Raw genomic sequence first — 1,528 nt, forward strand, 5'->3', positions numbered from 1 at the left:
CTCCTCGACTCCGAGCCAGACCCCCGCCCCCACCTGCGGTAACGGCGACGGCGATGATGATGACGACTGCGACGACGACAACGACGACAACGAGGGCGGCGACGATGACGACTGAGGGTCGTTTCGACGGGGACGCCCCGACCGAGGACCTCAGCGGCGTGGTCGGCGGGAACTCCTGGAGCGCGTCCGCGCACACCGACGTGAACTCCACCATGGTCATGAGGGGACCCCAGCCGGAGGTGCCGCAGAAGCGGCGCATCCCCGCCAGACTCCTCATCATGGCCTGGGTCGTCCTGCTGATGGCCGCCGTCCTCGTCCTGGTCAACATCCTCACCTGGAGCGCGCTCACCGCGCGCAACGACGAGCGCGTGGACGGGGCGCTGTCCCAGGAGATCGGCGAGTTCCAGGAGTTCGCCGCCGTGGGCGTGGACCCGAACACGGGTGAACCCTTCACCGACGTCTCCACCCTCATCCGGCTCCACCTGGCACGCCAGTACCCCGACCGGGCCGAGATCCTGTTCGGCTGGGTGGAGGAGTCGGCCTCCGGCGGCGGCGCGGGCGGCGCCCCGGACGCCGCGGCCCAGCCCGGACGCATCCGCCAGGGCCAGGAGCCGCCCTTCGACGTGTCCGCGGATCCCGCGATGGTCGCGGAGGTCCTGGAGGCGTCCAGCGCCCGCGGCACCCTGGACACCCCCGCCGGTCCGATGCGGTGGGAGAAGATCCGCGCCCTGCCCCCGGGCGGCGGCACCGACGCCGAGGGCGCGGGGTGGTTCGTCATCGGCTACTTCACCGAGGCCGACGAGGACACGGTCACCTCCACCACGCAGACGATCGCGCTGGTCAGCCTGGCCGGGCTGATCGCCGCGAGCACCGCGGCCTGGTGGGTGGCGGGACGCTTCCTCGCGCCCGTGCGCCTGGTCCGGCAGACGGCCGCGCACATCACCGAGGAGGACCTGACCCGGCGCATCGACGTGTCCGGTCGGGACGACATCGCCGCGCTCGCCGAGCAGTTCAACAGCATGCTGGACCGGCTGGAGGGCGCCTTCACCGCCCAGCGGCAGTTCGTGGACGACGCCGGGCACGAGCTGCGCACGCCCATCACCATCGTGCGCGGCCACCTGGAGCTGATGGGCGACGACCCCGAGGAGCGGCGCGAGGTCCTGCGCCTGGTCACCGACGAGCTGGACCGCATGAGCCGGATCGTGGAGGACCTGCTGCTGCTCGCCAAGGCCCAGCAGCCCGACTTCCTGCGCGAGGAGGAGGTGTCCCTGGCCGAGCTGACCAGCGACATCGACGCCAAGGTGCGCAGGCTCGGCGACCGCGACTGGCGACTGGAGTCGCTGGCCGAGGGGGTCGCCCGGCTCGACCCGCAGCGCGTCACCCAGGCCGTGGTGCAGCTGGCCGCCAACGCGGTGCGGCACACCGCGCCGGGATCCACACTGCTTGTGGGCTCGGGGTTCAGCGGCGACGACGTGCTGTTCTGGGTCTCCGACCAGGGGCCCGGCATCCCGGCCGAGGAGCACGGCCG

The 1,528-nt window shown here is 72.4% G+C and carries 1 protein-coding gene; it reads left to right on the forward strand.

The genetic code is table 11. From position 1 onward, the window contains the following. Positions 1-104: 104 nt before the first annotated feature. A partial coding sequence (locus DQW06_RS16180) for a histidine kinase dimerization/phospho-acceptor domain-containing protein (protein ID WP_117198839.1) occupies positions 105-1,528 on the forward strand: 1,424 nt, incomplete at its 3' end.

Source organism: Nocardiopsis sp. TNDT3, from assembly GCF_003427465.1.
Taxonomy (GTDB): Bacteria; Actinomycetota; Actinomycetes; order Streptosporangiales; family Streptosporangiaceae; genus Nocardiopsis; species Nocardiopsis dassonvillei.